Here is a 17,731-nt window from a genome sequence, read left to right as displayed (position 1 = left end):
GAACGCCGCCCCGGATGTTGTAAATTAACAATAGCAAGAGCAAGCAACACACGTTATGAGCCGGAAGGGAGGACAGCGGGACGGCAGGCGGCTTGCAGAGGACATCAACTACAACTAAAACGGTGAGAGGAGTTAACAAATATGATTTCAAATGCAGCGTTGAAATGGATTCCTGATAAGTTCGAAAATTTGGTGCGCTATGGTGAGTTCCAAGGGCCGGGCGAGACGATTACGAATGAGGACTACAAAGCACGGGTTGAAATTGCAAAACAAAAAATCGCCGATGAGGGCCTGGACGCATTGATCGTATTCGGCGACTGTTACCGGATGTCCAACATCCGCTGGCTGGTGAACTACCGCACGATTGACGGTGTGTACCCGCAGCCGATGCTGCTCTACTTGGTGCCTGGCCGCGATCCGGTGTTCTTCCTGCCGATGAGCGAGATTCCTTCGGCGCATACTTCCTCCGCAATGGAAGTACTGGGCGGCGATATCCGGGAGATCCGTTCGGAGTGGGGGCCATTCCTGAAGGAAAGAGCGGCTCAAGACAAACCGAAGAAAATCGGCATCTGCGGATATACGTTCATGGATCTGGAGTTCTGGTTCCCGATCAATGAGGCGTTCCAAGGCTCCGAGGTGAAACGCTCCATGATCATCGAGCAATTGAAATCGAAGAAGAACGAGGCGGAGATCGCTTCGATGAGACGTGCGGCCAGAGTGTGCGACGCAGGGATCGAAATGCTGATGGACCTGCTGCGCGACAGCGAAGGCATTACCGAGCTGGAAGCAACGTCCCTCGTATACGCGGCCATGTTCGCAAACGGCGGGCACGCGATCGCATACGACATCATGATCCAGTCCGGCGAGAACACGGATGTGCTCTTCAAACGTCCGACCACCCGTCCAATGCGTCGTGGCGACCTTGTCATGATGGATTACGGTATCCGCGTCAATGACTATGCTTCCGACAACGCCCGTACGATCTGTTACGGCAATGTATCCGATGAAGCCAAGCGTCTGATGGAGGCGTGCTCGCTCGGTTACGAGGAGTGCCTGCAGAAGATTAAGGCCGGCATGACCGGTATCGAGGCTGACCGTGTCATTCGCGAAGCTTTCAGCAAGTATGAGGTGGAGCAATACCTGGTCGAGGTGAGCGAAGGCCGTACTGGGGCACATGCGACCGGTATGGATCCGGAGGAGGATATTCCGGAAATCGGGCCGGCTTGCGATAACGTGCTGGAGGAAGGTCAGACCTTCGCTTACGAGCTGTCTCTGATTGTTCCCGGCATCGGCGGCGTAAGAACGGAAGACCAGGTCGTTGTGCGCAAGAACGGACTTGAGCCGTTCCATACCTTCAATCGTTTCCTCTACGTTGAATAATAGATTAATAGATCTACGTTTCTTCAAACGTTGAATAATAGACAGATTTGGATATCGGCTGCGCCTGCTTCATGCAATAACAATCCAGGCAGGCGCAGCAACCAAGTTTCCGTTGGATGGGAGTGAAGGGTAACAGATGACAGTTGAAGAGGATCAAGTCCTTTTGTCGCTAAGCGGAATTACGAAGCGCTTTCCCGGTGTGCTGGCGCTGGAGAACGTATCACTGGATGTACGAAAAGGGGAGGTGCTGGCGCTAGTAGGGGAGAACGGGGCGGGCAAATCCACGCTGATTAAAATTCTCTCTGGGTTATACAGCAAAGATAGCGGAGAGATCCGGGTTCGGGGAAAGGCAGTCGATATCAACGGCACCAAGGAAGCTCAGGCACTCGGCATCAGTACGATTTTTCAAGAGCCTTCGCTGGCCCCTCATCTGTCGGCGGTACAGAATGTATACCTGGGAAGGGAACTCGTTAAGTCAGTCGTAGGGAAAGCTGTGCGGGCGATGAACGAGAAGGAAATGTATCTGGAGACGGCCAGGCTCTATCAGAAGTTTTTCCCGTCGGTAGAGGATCTCCATCGGCCTGTGGGTGAGCTGGATGCGCTCAAAAATCGCGTCATCGAGATTGTGAAAGCGCTTTCTGTTGATTGCTCGGTCGTGATCATGGATGAGCCCACTGCCGCGCTTGCCGAGCACGAGCGCGAGGTTTTGTTCGATTTTATCCGGCTTTTGAAGGCACAGGGCGTTTCAATTATTTACGTATCGCATCACCTGCGGGAATTGTTTCTGCTTGCCGACCGGATTACGGTCATGCGTGATGGAAAAAATGTCGCTACAGTCAATAAAGAGGATACGAATATCGATCATCTGGTCTCCATGATGGTGGGCCGGGAAATATCCAACCACATCGTAAAAGAGAAGGTGCCGCTTGGCAAGGTGGTCTTGGAGGTATCCGATCTGAACCGCAGGGGTGTGCTGAAGGATATCAATTTCCATGTGAAGCAGGGAGAAATCGTCGGGATCGCCGGGCTGGCCGGATCGGGGCGGACGGAGACGGTGCGTGCTGTCGTCGGCGCGGACCCCATTCATTCGGGCAAGGTCGTCGTGGATGGGCGTCCCCGCCGGATTCGTTCGCCGCGCGATGCCATTCAGGCGGGGATCGGCCTGCTGCCGGAGAACCGCAAGCTGCATGGCGCATTAATTGAGCTGACGGTCAGCCAGAACATCACGGTAGCTTCCATCAAGCGAATTCTTGGACAGAGGTTTGTGTTAAAGAAGCGAAAAGAGACGCTGATCGCCGAGGATTACGTAAAGCGCTTGGGGATCAAAACACCGCATGTGAATCAGAAGGTCAGGTTCCTGAGCGGAGGAAACCAGCAGAAGGTCATCCTGGCCAAGTGGCTCTTCACGCAGCCCAAGGTGCTGATCTTCGATGAACCGACGCAGGGCATCGATGTAGGCGCCAAGGTTGAGGTTTACAACTTGATCGCGGAATTTGTGCGGGATGGAGGCGCTGTGTTGATGGTATCCTCAGAGCTCCCTGAGCTGATGGGGCTGTCCGATCGCATCTATGTGATGCACAAAGGGAGATTTGTCTGTGAGTTTTCACGAGAAGAAGCGACGGAGGAGAACATTATGATGTACGCTTCGGGAGGGCATGAATGAATACGCACACTAGAAAACTAATAAAGCTTAATGCGCGCGAAGGGCTGGGCGTTTCGATCATTCTTGTCATACTGTTCGTGTTTCTGTCGGTATCGTCCGAATACTTCCTGACGGTCGAGAACATTACCAATCTGCTTATGCATTCCGTCTTCGTCATGCTGGTCGCCTTTGGTGTGATGTTCGTGCTCTCGACGGGCGGCATCGATCTGTCGGTCGGTTCGGTCCTCGGCCTGTGCGGCGGTGTCACCGGCTGGCTGATGATGAACGGAACGAACATGTGGCTGGCGATTCTGGCAGGATTACTACTGGGTACGCTGATCGGGGCGTTTAACGGAATGATCATCACGCGGCTTCGCATTTCCCCTTTTTTGGCCACTTTTGCCATGCTGTATATCGCGCGCGGGCTGCTGCTTCTGTTTACCATTAATGAGCCGATCCGGAATTTTGCCACGCCGGAATTCGCATTTCTGGCTCAAGGCTATTGGCTGGGAATCCCTATGCCGGTCTGGATCGCCTTGGCCGTGTTTCTGATTTGTTATTTTCTGTTCAATTCAACGAGCTTCGGACGTTTTGTTGTAGCTGTCGGCTCGAACCAGGAAGCGGCGCATCTGTCGGGTATTTCCACAAACAGCATCAAAATTAGAGTCTATGCGCTGTCGGGCTTGCTGGCTGCATCCGCCGGTATTCTGTTGTCCTCGCGGCTGACGGCCGTTCAGCCGTTAATGGGTACCTCCTATGAGCTTGATGCGATCGCTGCGGCTGTCATCGGCGGAACGAGCATGTTCGGGGGCAAGGGAAGTGTGACTGGCGTAGCGATCGGCGCGATCATTCTTGCGCTTATCTCCAATGGGCTGGATCTGCTGGCGGTGAACCAGTTCTATCGTTTGATTATAACCGGCCTGATCATCATCATTGCGGTGGGCGTAGAGCGTTATACATCCACAAGGGCAAAGACGGCCTAACTATACCATGAATATATAAAGCGACTTCTGAAGGAGGCTGCCAAACTTGGGAAATCAAAGTCCAGAACCCATCGTACAACCGGACTCTGATCGGCTGAAGAGCTTGCGCATACCGCTGAGAATCGATGGGCAGATCATCGGACTCATCATTTTCTTGGCTGTCATTATGATCGTGATGTCTTTTGCTTCGGAGCATTTTTTGACTTATATCAACCTGCTGAACATACTGCAGCAGGCAGCATTCGTCATGATATTGGCATTTGGAATGACCTTTGTTCTATCGACCGGCGGCATTGACTTGTCGGTGGGCTCCATCGTCGGCATTTCCGGCGGAATGACAGCATGGCTGCTTTACCATGATGTAAACATGGTGATGGCTGTCATCGGCGGCATGATCGTCGGTACGGCGGTGGGCATTGTGAATGGCCTTGTCATTACGAAGCTCGGCATTTCGCCGTTTATTGCCACGCTGGCCATGATGATTATCGCCCGCGGCGTCCTCTATGTATGGACCGGAGCCATACCGATCCGCGAGTACATGAGCAGCAGCTTCACATTTCTTGGCCAAGGGCGAATTTTAAATATTCAATTTCCGGTTATCGTTGCAGCACTGCTGCTTCTTATCCTGCTATTTGTCTATCGTCGAATGAGGTTCGGCCGCCATGTTCTGGCTCTGGGCAGCAGCGAGGAAGCCGTCCGCATATCCGGCATCAAGGTTGACAGGCTGCGTATCAAGGTCTATGCCTTATCCGGCCTTATCGCCGCTATCGCAGGCATTCTTCTTGCTTCACGGCTGACGACCGTACATCCCGAGATGGGCAAGAACTACGAGCTGGAGGCGATCGCGGCCGCCATCATCGGCGGAACAAGTCTGGCCGGGGGGAAAGGCAGCTTGGTCGGAACGGCGCTTGGGGCCATCATTTTGTTCATGATCAAGAATGCGATGAATCTTCTCAATGTCCATCCGTACTGGGAGACGATCGTTGTCGGTGTCATCATTCTCGTTGCCGTTACGGTCAATATTTGGGGCGGCTCCGCAAGAATCAGGCTTGGCAGCCGCAAGGCCTTAAAGGAGGTGAAGCAGAGCTAAGAAGCAGAGGAGAGCTAAGAAGCAGAGGAGCTAGTCGTCATTCTAGCAGCAGGGGTTTCACTGGCTTACGGCTATCAATGAGAGGCAAGAAAATTTGAGGAGGTCAAACAGATGTCGGGTAGAAAAAGAATGAGCATGAAGCTTATCATGCTGGTTGTCCTTGTGGCGAGCCTGGTCATAGCAGGCTGCACCAATAACGAAGCTCCGGAAGAATCGGCTACGCCCAGCGTAGTCGCTGAAGGCTCTTCCACCGCTTATCAATGGGGAGATCAAAATTTTGAACAATTCGTGGGAACAGCCGCGGAAGGGCGCACGCTTAAGATTGGCTTCACCCCGCCGGCAGCCTCGGAATTCTACGATATTATCGAGCATGGCGCCAATACGATGATGAATGAATTAAGCGACCGCTTCGGCGTTAAGTTCGAGTTCGAGATGTCTGCGCCCAATGAACATCAGTCCGTAGAATCCCAGGTGGCGACCATCGAGAACTGGACGGCGAAGCAGTATGATGCGATATTGGTCTCCTCCGCAGGTGATTTTGACGCGATGAACGCCGTCTACCAGAAAGCAATGGATGCGGGAACGGCGATCTTCATGTTCAACATGCCGGCCGAGATGTGGGAGGAAGACGAGTTGAAGGCGGTCTCCGTCATCGGTTACAACAACCACTATCAGGCGGGTTATATCGTCGGCAAGTATGCTGCGGAAAAGCTTCAAGGCAAAGGCAATATATTGTTGATCTGGGGACTTCCCGGCCACTGGTCGACCTCGCGCAAGAACGGCTTTCTTGAAGCGATAGCGCCGTATCCGGATATGAAAATCGTCGGCGAGCAGCGCGGTGACTACGTTCGCGACAAAGGGATGCAGGCTGCTGAGAACCTGCTGCAAGCCCACCCTGACGTAGATTTGATCTACGGCGAGAACGAAGAGATGGCGCAGGGAGCCACGCAGGCAGTGGAAGCGCGCGGCCTGAAGCTGTGGGATGGCACGGATGGCATCATTACGATCGGAGCTGACGGACTCAAATCCGGTTATGAATCGATTCGCCAAGGGAAGCTGACTGCTACCGTTAACGTCGGCCCGGTCGATATGGGACGCGAGTTTATTAAAGCGGTATTCATGCATGAAGTGCTGGGATACACAGTCGACAAAATCATTAATGTGCCTACGGCTGTCATCGACAAGGAAAATGTGGATGTTGCGGCGGCCTACACCGATTGGGCGCTCAGTACGAAGCGGAACGACTAGAACGTTGGCCTAAGCAAGTCTGTAAAAGGACCTGATGACCGTATGTTAACGTCGGGTCCTTTTCTTTCACAATAGATCAAGCTTCACGTTGTTTGTCCGAAAGGGTGGAGGCCATGGGATGGCTGTATGTGCTATTCGTCATTATTGCAAATGTATTGGCAGTTGTATGCTTTAAAATCCATGCCCAGCAGGAAAATTGGGCCATGTATGCTTTGGGGTACGTATTTACAGCCATCTGTTATTTCTCATTATCGTTAAGCATTAAATACCTGGGCATGATCGTCCCTTATGTCGTTTGGTCCGGGGCGGGTATCGCTATTATTGCTTATATAGGTTATGTCTTCTTTAATGAACCGATGTCGGCCCTGAAAGTCGTATCCGCTCTGCTGATCATGGCGGGAATTGTCGGAATGACTGTATCTGAATAGGACTGTTGTCGATATTGCCAAGTATCTTTCTGATTTATACTATTAAACGATACCTAATGTTTAATCATGAGGAGGGATTCATGGCGATGAAATCAATGAAAATGTTCGGGTATTCAGTGCTGTCTTTTCTGTTGTTTTTCTCGGTTGCATGCAGTAATTCCAGCGAAGGCCGGAATATGGACGATCATGCAGAATATACGCATCGCCCTGGTGCTGCGAGTGAGCCGGTCGCTATAGACTACGGATTATTTTGCGGGGACTTATGTCAAGAAATGCTGACGCTGGAAGCTCCAAGAGATTCGATCAAGGGCACAGTCGGCGTTGTTGCCTCGGGTACCTTTCCTTACGGAGCGGGTACGATGAGAATGGCGGAGGAAGCGGTCAGAACGTATTTTCCGAATATGGAAGTTGTGATTGGTAATGGAAAAAGTGATCCGGTCATCCAATCCGCGGTCATTGACGATTTTATTGCCAAGCAAGTCGATGTTCTGGTGATTGACCTTGTAGAGAAGGATACGGTTAACCCTGCTCTGGAACGGGGCAAGGCAGCGGGAATCCCGATCATACTGATTGATCGCTGGTCGCCGGTCGAGGTATTGACGCTCATTAAGGCTGAGGATGTTGAAGTGGGCAGAAAAGCCGGACAGCAGGTGGTCGCTCTATTGAACGGCAGGGGCAATGTCATTGAATTGAGAGGAACTCCGGCTTCCACCACAGCGATAGATCGAAGTAAAGGGATTTTGGAAGCGTTTGAAGGTTATCCCCATATTAAGATTATTGAGAGCATGAATGCCGATTTCGAACAATCGAAGGGATTCAAAATTATGGAACATATCCTCCAGCGTTTTCCCTCAGGACAGATCAACGCCTTAGTCTCCCATGCCGATGTGATGACTATGGGGGCTATTGAGGCGATCAAGGCTGCCGGCAGAGAAGATGAGATTGTTGTCGTAAGCGTCGATGCACAGGAAACGGCCCTGGAGGCCATTGAAGAGGGAACGATCGATGCGACGGTTGCGTACCCGATCGTTATGCCAATGGGGATTATTGCAGCCGCCAAAACAATAGCCGGAGAGAAGATGCCGAAATTCATCGAGCTGGAGGCGCCTGTGGTTACCAAAGAAAACGTGGAGAAATATAAAGGAAAGACAGGCTACTAGGACTATTCAGCGGATACGAGGTGAAAAGATGAGTCAGAAGCATGATGTTATCATAGCCGGAATAAGCGAAGCCTCCGTCATCGTTGCGGCCGAGTTAGCCCGTGCGGGCCTCAAAGTGATCGTGCTGAAGAAAACGGGTGAACGCGGCATGATGAAGTATTCCGCCAAAGCGTGGGATTCCGATGATAACATCATGTCCGATTGGCCCATTAGTGATAAAGAGCTTAAAGCCGGCTATAACCGTGTGGAGAAGGAGCTGGCAAGGGCGGCAGCCGATGGTAAGCTGGAAGAATTCCTGCGATTCGTCGCCGTTGAAACGGGTAATCTGGAGCTTCGACCATTCGCTCAGGTTAAGCTTGTTCACCGTGATTCATTGGGACGGGCCAAGGGCGTATCGTATTTCAATGCCCAAGGTGAACCGGAAGACTTGGAGTCGGAGATCGTCATTCTTGCCGGCGACGCCCTTGAGAATGCAAGGCTTTTATTGGTGTCTGGAATTAACAAAAACGGCGATGTGGGCAGGCGCTTTTATCCCTACTCCGCCCAAAGTGACTGTCAGGCGTCCTGCAAGTTGGATCCGGTAACAAAAGACGCCTATGGGCTGCCTGTACTACAGATTCATTACAAATGGCAGGATAATCATGGAAGGGAGTATCAATCTACGCTTGTTGACCAGTTTGTTCATGGCTGCGGCACTCACAGGATGGGATGGGACCGTAAGGAGACGGTTGTCGATCCGTATGGCGAAGTCCATGAATGTAAAGGGCTGTTTGCAATCGGCGCAGGCCAGCTGCCTTCCTTTGTTCCTTGCCATCCGATGAAAACGATCATGGCTTTGGCTTACATGACGGCTGACCGGCTATTATATCGTGTGCACCGATAATTTCACTCCCGCTTCTTCAGTAAACCCGCTGCAAAGCCTTCTCTGAAACTTCACCTTACCTTCGAGCAGACCTGAAAAATCGAATTTTTACATTTTAATCCAACTTCAGTGAACGTCAAATAGGCCCCGCCTAGCATACAGACTGGGGCCTGTTTATGATGAAATAGATTAATTTAGGCGACATAAGTCCGGTAACGCCGATGACCACGGACGTAAAAAAATTTCCAAATGAGTCATGGCTGTTACTTATTTTACCCGCAGATGCTCACTACAATGAGGGTAGATTGATTTTTTCGAGGAGGCGATTCAATGAGTATGCTTGACTCTGTATTAAGGTATTTCCAATTTTCGGTGGATAGGGAGGAATACGAGTGTGAATATACGACTTAGGAAGTTTATCTGTTTACTGCTAGCTGGAATCTTACTGGCTTTTCCTTTGCAAGCGCTTCCGGCGCGAGCGGTCACTGCAGAGGGACCGAATCAATTGCCGGATGGAGAAGTGATTCTTTCAGCTCTTAGCCTTGCGAACGCCGGCCTCAAAGCAGGGTCTGAAGCCTATGGGAGCATGGAAGTTGTAGCCGTGGAGGGGGAAGGATTTCCGGAAGCGCTGCGCTTTACGACTACTGTCCAGCCGTCATTCGATTACGACTTTCAATATGAAATTCCCATAGAAGCCGCTATTGAAAAAGATGATGTCATGCTGGCAACTTTCTATGCAAGAACGATAAGCTCCACGCATGAAACGGCTGAGGGAACGGTCAGCTTTGTCCTGGAGAAAGTGGGGACGTGGGAGAAATCGATCACGGAAAAAGTGGCGGTCCCCACGCAGTGGAAGCAGTTTTTTGTACCCATTAAAGCTGCGCTTGATATGCCGGCCAATCAATCTCACGTTACGCTGCGTGTCGGCTACAGGCCGCAAGTGATTGAAATGGCGGATATTAAAGTCATAAATTATAAGAAAGCGATCACAATCGAAGACCTGCCAAGTACGCCTTTTTACTACGAGGGGATGGAGGAGGATGCTCCTTGGCGTGAAGAGGCCGACCGGCGTATCGAAGAAATCCGCAAAGGGGATCTCGAGATCGTCGTGAAAGATGCGGACGGCCAGCCTGTTGCAGGCGCCGATGTTCATGTGAAGATGACGAAGCATGATTTTAAGTTTGGCACGGCTGTGAATAGTGCGATGGTTTTCGGAACGGATGCGAATTCGGAAATCTACCGGGAGAAGCTGAAGGAGAATTTCAGCTCGGTTGTCATGGAGAATGAATTGAAGTGGCCCTGGTGGGAAGGCGACAAGGCCAGAGCGGTAAGACTGTATAACTGGTTGGGCGAGAACGGTTTTGCCATCAGGGGTCATACGCTGCTGTGGGATGGCTTGACCAGAATGCCAAGCGACATCGGCGGGATCGTCAATGATCCGGAGCAAATTCATAAGCGGATTCAGGATCATTTTCATGAGGTGGCGGGATATTTCAAGGGAAGGCTTGTCGATTGGGATGTATTGAATGAACCGACGGCCAATAAAACGATTCGCAGTGTGTACGGGGATGGGATTGCGGCGGATTGGTTCAAGCGGGCGAAAGAAGCGGATCCGTATGCAAAGCTGTATGTGAACGAAACGCAAATTTTAGGTTTGGATTCGCCGGTTATTCATGAGTTTTCCAATTTTCTTGAAACGTTAGTCGACAGTGGCGCTCCGGTAGACGGCATAGGGATTCAGGCTCACTTTGGAAGCGCGCCGGTAAGCCCGATGGCATTTTACAATCAGCTTACTCATTTCGCACAATACGCCGATGAGATCGCCATAACGGAATTTGATATGAACACCCCCCGGGAAGACATGCAAGCGATGTTCACCCGCGATCTATTGACGGCGACCTTTAGTCATCCGAACGTGGAATCATTTACGATGTGGGGTTTCTGGGACGGCGCACACTGGCAAAGCAACGCGCCCTTATACCGTGCGGATTGGACGTTGAAGCCGGCCGGCGAGCAATGGCAAAGGCTCATCTACAATACGTGGTGGACGGACGTTCGAGGGGTAACGGATGCGGAAGGGACTTACAAAACGCGGGGGTTTTATGGTGATTACGAAATCGCAGTTACCTATGAAGGAACGGAGCAGACCTACCGCACTTCCTTAATAAAAGGAGCAGACAATAAGGTCACCGTTATATGGGGGCAGGAGCCGACGGAAGAGCGCCCATCGTTCGTGCCTTTGCCGATACCTGATCAAACCGCAGATATTACAGCACCGGTATGGCCCTATGGAAGTGTTTTTGGCGCAGCGGACGTTGCCCCTGCATCCGTAACGTTGAATTGGCCGAAAGCACATGACAATATTGAGGTTGACCATTACTTGCTTTATAAAGACGGAAGCTTGCTTGAGCAAATTCCAGCTCATCTGACAAGTTATGACGTGACAGGATTGGCACAAAATCAAACCTATGTTTTCACGATAAAGGCTGTGGACCAGCAGGGGAACCATTCCGTCGAAAGCGAAGCGATCCGCGTCACAACGCCGTCAGGCACGGATGATGTTCAGCCGGGATGGTACAAAGGATCTTATCTTACGGTATCCGACTTGCATCAGTCCGGCGCTGTGATTAGTTGGCCTAAAGGCGTGGATAAAGTTCGCGCGGCCAGCTACCGTGTTTATGTGAATGGCCGGTCAATCGTGGATACGGCAGAGCAGAGCTACAGCTTAACCGATTTATTGGAGAATACACAATATACGGTTCGTGTAGAGACGAAGGATGAGCACGGCAATATATCGTCTGGCGGCCCAATTGTTGTATTTAAAACATTAGGCACAGTAGATACTGCCGCACCGACTTGGAATGAACCGGGCTTTACAGCATCCGGGGTCACTTCGAATAGTTTAACTTTACATTGGACGCCTGCACAGGACAATCGCGAAGTAACGGCCTATCGTGTGTTTAAAGGCAATCAAGAGCTCATAACCCTGCCGGCCTCGGCAGCTTCTTATGAGGTCAGAGGATTATCGGACTACACCACCTATGAATTCAAGATAAAAGCGGGTGACGGGGATAATAATTGGTCAGATGTTAGCCCGCAATTGACCATTACAACCGCTGTCGCGAATGATGATGTGATGCCGACATGGCCAAAAACAAGATTGTTGACGTATTCTTCTCTAACGGATAGAGAAGTTACGCTGCAATGGACGCAGGCTGAGGATAATATCGGGGTAACGGGATACCGGATTTATCAAAATAACAGCTTGATCGCGAGTGTGGACGGGAATGTGTACAACTATTCAGTTTCCAATCTGGAAGCGGACCAGTCTTATTCATTCCGGGTGGAAGCGGTTGATGCATTTGGTAACTCGTCGAACACAGGCCCATCCATATCGGTCAGAACGCATTCAGGGCTCGTAAGACAAGCGTATCGATTACATCCAAGCGATGACGCGTTCCCGCAGGCGCCTGCCGTATTCGGAGGAGCGGGTACGACGAATAACCTCGCCTATCTCAGATACAAGAATGCTGCGGGAGCGTCCGGCAGCGAACAGAACAAAAATACAGGAAATAACAGAAGGGTATATATGAAATTCCCGCTGAACACGGTTACAGGCAGTGTCTATGAAGCTTCTCTCAGCTTCTATGTGTCTGCTGTGCAAACGCCGAACATCGATATTAACATGGCCTTGTATGCAACCGGCAACAATTGGTCGGAGAGCACGATCAATTGGCTCAACAAACCGGAAGCAGGAACGCGCCTGGACAGCTCAACGGTTCGAAACGCCGGATATTGGAAAACCATACCGGTGACCGATTATGTTATGACGAAAATAAACGGCGATACGGCAATCAGCTTCATGCTTCAGGATGACAACTGGCTGGATCAGAATGTGGATATTTACTCCAAAGAGGCGAGCGATGCGGCCTTAAGGCCTTATCTATTGATTAGTACCGCAGCGGTTGAGGAGGACGCAGCTGCACCGATTTGGAGCGACGGCACGCTGAATGCTTCGCATGTTAAACCGGATAGAGTAACCTTGACGTGGTCGGGAGCATCCGATGAAACAGGTATTACAAGCTATAATATTTATCAAGATAATGTACTTTTTGCAACCGTCGGAGCGGATGTCTCCAGCTTGGAGGTCATCGGCTTGAATCCGTCTGCGTCCTATGAGTTCAGGATTGTAGCAAAGGATACGAAGCATGAGAGTGCAGGCGGACCAACGGTTCGGCTGACGACGCCTGACGCGGATCGGCAAGCGCCGGTGTGGCCGGCAGATTCCGCATTGGAGGCTGATTCTGTGTCCCGCTTTAGTGCGGCGCTTTCGTGGACAGCTGCCGAGGACGAATATGGAATCGACCACTATTTGATTTATCAGGGAGCTCAAGTGATTGCGCATGTGCCCGGCAGCAAGACAGCTTATACGGTTACCGGTCTTCCGGCAGGCACAACGACCGAGCTTACGATATCGGCCAAGGATGCGGCGGGTAATGAAACTGCAGGACTGACCGTCACCGTATCTACGCTGGCTGCCGATACAACTGCTCCTGCTTGGGAAGCAGGCAACGAGTTTATTGCATCTCATGCGGGAACAACCGGAATGCTGCTCCATTGGCCTGAAGCTTCCGACGATACGGCGGTTGCCCGATATGAGGTTTATGCAGGAGATGCCAAGGCGGCCGATCTTGAAGGGGCAGTTACGAGTTACTATATCAATGGGCTGGAAGATGATACTGCATATACCTTCTCAGTTGCAGCGCTGGATGAAGCGGGTAACCGCTCTTCGAGATTGGAGCTGGCGAGATCGACATTGAAGCTGGATACGATTACGCCTGTATGGCCTACAGGATCCCGTATTACGACAACGCAAGAGGGTGACGATGTGATCTTGCGGTGGGATTCGGCCATTGATAATGTAAGCATCAACAATTACAACATATACCGCAACAGTTCATTCATGGCTTCCGTTGACGGAAAGCTGACAAGCTACACCATTGCAGGCGCATCTGACTTGAATGCGGTATACAAGGTGGAAGCGGTTGACTTTATGGGCAATATGACGATTCATGGTCCCGGTACCGATGATCCGGAAATTCCGTTTCCAAGTGATACGACGCCTCCGACCTGGCCGGCGGGCAGCAAGCTAAGAGCGAATAACATTACGCAGACGTCTGTGCAATTGGTTTGGACCCCCGCCGCGGATCAAATGGGAATAACAGCGTATAGACTGCTGCAGGACGGCCGTGTTCTGGCCAATCCCACGGGCACGACATGGTTGGTAGATAATCTGGAAGCGGGGCGGAAATATAAATTCAAGGTGGAAGCTGCAGATGCTGCGGGTAACTGGACGAAGAACGGACCGGCGTTGACCGTCCGGACGCTTCGCCCGGCACCGGGTAAACGGCAGCCGGATGCACGCCCGAATCCGAAAGCACCGCGATCAAGGTAAAGGACGGAAATAATATATCGGGAATTGTCCGCTCACCGTGCCAACGATCACCTGTTGGCACGGTGTTTTATATAACAGTAAGTTTTTTTTCAAACGAGTAATAATTGTTGATGATGTTCATGCCCTCACCCGGGATATCATAGTGGAAACCGAACAGAAAGAGGTGCAATCGTGGAACCTGCCATTACTGCAAACAACAAAGCTCGAGCAAGTGCAAGTGCAAGTAAAAGTACAAGTGCCAGAAAAAAACGGCTTCAGGAGACGATAGCCGGATGGATATTTGTCGGCCCCATGCTGATCGGGACGGCGCTGATGACATTAATTCCAATCCTTGCTTCGGTCCTCATCAGCTTTACAGACTGGAGTTTTATTAAAGGTATAGATGAAATCAGGTTTGTCGGGTTGGACAATTTCGCAGGTCTGACTCAAGATGAAACGTTTATAACCTCATTCAAGAACAATTTTATTCTTATGCTGGCGATCCCGATTACGATGGCCATATCGCTTTTATTGGCGATCATCATCAAGAACGGCGTATGGTTCAAAGACCTGTTCAAAATCATTTATTTTATGCCTTATATTTCAAGTGTTGTCGGGGTGGCGGTTGTATTTCAAGTCTTATTCCATCCCTCGCTGGGACCGATCAATCAGTTCTTGATGAAGATCGGCATAGAGGATCCGCCGAAATGGCTGGCGGACATTTCCTACTCACTCCCGTCGGTGATGCTGATCCTGATCTGGACTCAAATCGGATTCAATATGATCATCTATATGGCCGGTCTGCAAAATATCCCAAAGGACTTGTATGAGGCAGCCAGCATAGATGGAGCGGGCTCGTGGCAGCAATTCCGGAACATCACGCTTCCGCTCGTATCGTCCACGTCGTTCTTCCTGCTCGTAACCGGTGTGGTCTACTCGTTCAAAGTATTTGACTTGATTGCGGTATTAACTGAAGGCGGGCCCGCCAACTCAAGTTCTGTTATGGTCTATTATTTATACGATGTTGCATTTACGAACTTGAGAACAGGGTATGCTTCCGCAATAGCGATGGTGTTATTCCTATGCGTATTGGCTATTACGGTGTTTCAATGGGTAGGTCAACGGAAATGGGTGAACTATTAGGAGGTGATTCATTTGAAATTATCAAAAATACTGTTGACCATTCTCATGCTTGCTTGCGGTATACTGTTTTTGCTTCCCTTCATCTGGATGATCAGCACATCGATGAAATTCGAACAGGATGTATTCCACTACCCGATTGAATGGATTCCCGTCAATTTTAACGGCTTCTCCAATTATATGAAAGTTTGGGTAGGCGATTATCCGTTTTATCTGTATTATTGGAACACGATCAAAGTGACGGTTCTGACGACGTTCATCTCGGTGCTGGTTTCATGTATGGCGGCCTATGGCTTCACGAAAGTCCATTTCCGCGGACGTGATGCACTCTTTCTGATTGTGCTGGCGACATTTATGGTGCCGCAGCAAAGCATTATCGTTCCCCAATTCATTTTGATGCGTTCGATTAATCTGTTTGATACGCATATCGGCCTAATCCTGCTGGGAAGCTTCAGTGTACTCGGAACCTTCATGATCCGCCAGTTTTTCATGAGTATCAACAATGAGTTTATCGAAGCGGCCAGAATTGACGGGGCGGGCCATACCCGCATTTTTCTGAATGTTACAATGCCGATGATCCGGCCTGCGATTGCCACCTATGCGATCTTGCGATTTATCTGGACATGGAACGACTATCAGAATCCATTGATATTTCTGCGGACGGATCAGTATTACACGTTACAGCTGGCCATGAATAAATTCGCGGATACATACGGCCAGTTTTATTCCCTGACCATGGCGGCAGCCGTATCCGCGATTATCCCGCTGCTCATCGTATTCCTGATCGGGCAGAAACAGGTGATCGAGGGCATTGCGCTGGGCGGAGTGAAAGGTTAAGTCATTATTTTTTCGGATGAGTAAAAAAAGTGGATTAAAAGCGGTTTTCTGTCATGGCAAAATGCATATAGAATCACCAATAAATATGTTAAGGGGAATGAGAAAATGAAGAAATGGTTTGTGGTTTTCATACTCATGATCATGGTCGTTTCGGGTTGTTCTTCAGCAGGCAACAATAATACCGGATCATCTCCAGCTCCGGAAACGCCTCCTAGCAGCAATGGGCAAACGGAGGAACCTGCCGCTGAACCGGTAACAATCAATTTCCACAGCTGGCACATTCTCGAGAACGAGAACCTTAAGGGAATGATTGAAGAGTTTGAGAAACAGCACCCTGGAATTAAGGTCAATTATGTACCGCTTGTAGACAATGGCGATGCAACAGAAAGTATCAAGAAGCTGGATTTATTAGTCGCATCGAATGAGGATCTGGATGTTGTGGTTTTCCCGGATACACCGAAGTATAATCAACGCGCGGCAATGGGAATTTTGGCGCCGATGGATGACTTGCTGGAAGCCAACAATATTTCCGTGAAGGAAGAGTATAAGATTGATCCTACGTTTGATGGCAGCGTGTATGCGCTTCCTGGAAAGTATGTGGAGTACATGGTATTATTAAACAAAGATCACCTGGACGAGGCGGGACTTCCGGTTCCGACAGATTGGACCTGGGATGAGTTTATGGACTATGCCAAACAGCTGACCCAAGGCGAAGGCGCTTCCAAACGTTATGGAGCCTACTTCCACAATTGGGCCGTATTCTTCAACCAAGCCGTGGTCAACCAAGCAGAAAACAATAGTTTCCTCAAGATGGATGGCAGTTCAAATCTGGATAACCCGGGGTTTGTGAAATCGTTGGAAATCTTGAACCAAACGATGAATGTAGATAAGTCTGCTTATTCTTATGCGGATATTACATCGCAAAAAATGCACTATCGCAACGTTTACTCCAATCAAACGGCCAGTATGATTCCAATCGGCAACTGGATGGTCGTTGAAGTCGGCGGCAACGACAACTTCAACTATGAGCACACGACGGTGTTCGCTCCTTATCCGAAGAATAATCCGGATGATCCAACAGGATATACAAGCGCAAGTGCGGATTACTACGGTATAGCCGCCAAATCGGATCATAAAGAGGAAGCATTCACCTTTATCCGCTGGTTAACGACAGAAGGCATCGTGTTCCAAGGATCTCAATTCCCTTCTTGGACCAAGGCCGATCTGACAACCGTAGTCGACAATATGATGACCTTCCCTAAAAATCCCGATTTAATTGATAGAGAATCGCTTATGCATGTACTCAGCAGTTCCAAAGCAGGAGTGGCCAACATGCCGGCATATCAATCGGAACTAGAGAGTGCTTTTATTGAAGAAGCAGAGAAATATTTGCTCAATTCGCAAGATATCGATACAACAATCAGCAATGCCAAAGAGAAAATCCAAAAAATTATCGATGCGAACTAATAACGATCACAATAGATGAACAGAAAGAGAAGGCCTGCCGGTCTTCTCTTTTCTGGCACT

General features: G+C 50.1%; 12 protein-coding genes. All 12 read left to right on the top strand.

The annotated features are described in order from the left end of the window. The first annotated feature begins 141 nt into the window (after positions 1-141). Entirely contained in the window at positions 142-1,380 is a 1,239-nt protein-coding gene (locus tag IEW11_RS09070; protein ID WP_188530745.1) for a M24 family metallopeptidase, read from the top strand. A 136-nt stretch (positions 1,381-1,516) separates the two neighbouring features. After that, positions 1,517-3,043 carry a sugar ABC transporter ATP-binding protein gene (locus IEW11_RS09065; RefSeq protein WP_188530744.1) on the top strand — a complete coding sequence of 509 codons (1,527 nt, stop codon included), beginning with the start codon at positions 1,517-1,519 and terminating at the stop codon, positions 3,041-3,043. Next, positions 3,040-4,005, top strand: a complete 966-nt coding sequence (locus IEW11_RS09060) for an ABC transporter permease (RefSeq protein ID WP_188530743.1) — start codon at positions 3,040-3,042, stop codon at positions 4,003-4,005. Before IEW11_RS09065 ends, IEW11_RS09060 begins: the two co-directional genes overlap by 4 nt. A gap of 46 nt (positions 4,006-4,051) precedes the next feature. Next, a complete protein-coding gene (locus IEW11_RS09055) occupies positions 4,052-5,095 on the top strand; it encodes an ABC transporter permease (protein ID WP_188530742.1) in 1,044 nt (347 codons plus the stop codon). A gap of 111 nt (positions 5,096-5,206) precedes the next feature. Beyond that, positions 5,207-6,343 carry a sugar ABC transporter substrate-binding protein gene (locus tag IEW11_RS09050; RefSeq protein ID WP_188530741.1) on the top strand — a complete coding sequence of 379 codons (1,137 nt, stop codon included), beginning with the start codon at positions 5,207-5,209 and terminating at the stop codon, positions 6,341-6,343. 113 nt (positions 6,344-6,456) lie between these two features. Then, entirely contained in the window at positions 6,457-6,771 is a 315-nt protein-coding gene (locus IEW11_RS09045; RefSeq protein ID WP_188530740.1) for a DMT family transporter, read from the top strand. 80 nt (positions 6,772-6,851) lie between these two features. Next, positions 6,852-7,931, top strand: a complete 1,080-nt coding sequence (locus IEW11_RS09040) for a substrate-binding domain-containing protein (RefSeq protein WP_188530739.1) — start codon at positions 6,852-6,854, stop codon at positions 7,929-7,931. A gap of 28 nt (positions 7,932-7,959) precedes the next feature. Next, positions 7,960-8,814: a GMC oxidoreductase gene (locus tag IEW11_RS09035; RefSeq protein ID WP_188530738.1), complete on the top strand. Its 855-nt coding sequence runs from the start codon at positions 7,960-7,962 to the stop codon at positions 8,812-8,814. Positions 8,815-9,187: 373 nt separating this feature from the next. Beyond that, complete coding sequence (locus IEW11_RS09030) at positions 9,188-14,248, top strand: fibronectin type III domain-containing protein (protein ID WP_188530737.1); 5,061 nt, start codon at positions 9,188-9,190, stop codon at positions 14,246-14,248. A 171-nt stretch (positions 14,249-14,419) separates the two neighbouring features. After that, positions 14,420-15,370: a carbohydrate ABC transporter permease gene (locus tag IEW11_RS09025; RefSeq protein ID WP_373289317.1), complete on the top strand. Its 951-nt coding sequence runs from the start codon at positions 14,420-14,422 to the stop codon at positions 15,368-15,370. Positions 15,371-15,415: 45 nt separating this feature from the next. Then, the gene (locus IEW11_RS09020) at positions 15,416-16,204 is read left to right on the top strand and encodes a carbohydrate ABC transporter permease (RefSeq protein ID WP_188530904.1); all 789 of its coding nucleotides are present in this window, start codon (positions 15,416-15,418) and stop codon (positions 16,202-16,204) included. A gap of 105 nt (positions 16,205-16,309) precedes the next feature. Then, positions 16,310-17,671 carry an ABC transporter substrate-binding protein gene (locus tag IEW11_RS09015; protein ID WP_188530736.1) on the top strand — a complete coding sequence of 454 codons (1,362 nt, stop codon included), beginning with the start codon at positions 16,310-16,312 and terminating at the stop codon, positions 17,669-17,671. The last annotated feature ends 60 nt before the right edge of the window (positions 17,672-17,731 follow it).

The organism is Paenibacillus abyssi (assembly GCF_014640295.1).
GTDB classification, from domain to species: domain Bacteria; phylum Bacillota; class Bacilli; order Paenibacillales; family Paenibacillaceae; genus Paenibacillus_D; species Paenibacillus_D abyssi.
Note: the sequence above shows the minus strand (reverse complement) of the source record. Positions and strands in the feature narration are given on the sequence as shown.

Coding starts and splice junctions, on each gene's coding strand:
- IEW11_RS09070 (WP_188530745.1), top strand. CDS start 142: ATGATTTCAAATGCAGCGTTGAAATGGATTCCTGATAAGTTCGAAAAT.
- IEW11_RS09065 (WP_188530744.1), top strand. CDS start 1,517: ATGACAGTTGAAGAGGATCAAGTCCTTTTGTCGCTAAGCGGAATTACG.
- IEW11_RS09060 (WP_188530743.1), top strand. CDS start 3,040: ATGAATACGCACACTAGAAAACTAATAAAGCTTAATGCGCGCGAAGGG.
- IEW11_RS09050 (WP_188530741.1), top strand. CDS start 5,207: ATGTCGGGTAGAAAAAGAATGAGCATGAAGCTTATCATGCTGGTTGTC.
- IEW11_RS09045 (WP_188530740.1), top strand. CDS start 6,457: ATGGGATGGCTGTATGTGCTATTCGTCATTATTGCAAATGTATTGGCA.
- IEW11_RS09040 (WP_188530739.1), top strand. CDS start 6,852: ATGGCGATGAAATCAATGAAAATGTTCGGGTATTCAGTGCTGTCTTTT.
- IEW11_RS09035 (WP_188530738.1), top strand. CDS start 7,960: ATGAGTCAGAAGCATGATGTTATCATAGCCGGAATAAGCGAAGCCTCC.
- IEW11_RS09020 (WP_188530904.1), top strand. CDS start 15,416: ATGCTTGCTTGCGGTATACTGTTTTTGCTTCCCTTCATCTGGATGATC.
- IEW11_RS09015 (WP_188530736.1), top strand. CDS start 16,310: ATGAAGAAATGGTTTGTGGTTTTCATACTCATGATCATGGTCGTTTCG.